General features: G+C 69.9%; 1 protein-coding gene. It reads left to right on the top strand.

Translation table 11 applies throughout. The features are described 5' to 3' along the window. On the top strand, positions 1-256 hold a 256-nt coding region (locus tag SB658_RS25590; protein WP_410603260.1), incomplete at both ends, for an ATP-binding cassette domain-containing protein.

Genomic DNA, 256 nt, shown 5'->3' with positions numbered 1-256 from the left:
CATCGGCGCGAACGGTGCGGGCAAGTCCACCATGCTGACGATGTGCGGCGCGCAGCAGCACCCGACCCGCGGATCCGTGTTCGTGCTCGGCCAGCAGCTCGGTCACGTCGAGATCCGCAAGCTGCGCGAGCGGATCGGCCACGTCAACCCGCGGCACCGGGTCTCGTCGCCGTTGTCGATCCTCGATGTCGTGCTCACGGGCGCGACCGGCACGAACGAGCGAATGAACCGGTGGGAGCCGTCCGCCGCGCTCCTC

The organism is Bacillus sp. SIMBA_008 (assembly GCF_046535495.1).
GTDB lineage: Bacteria > Bacillota > Bacilli > Bacillales > Bacillaceae > Bacillus > Bacillus subtilis.
This window is presented reverse-complemented; position numbering and strand designations above follow the sequence as displayed.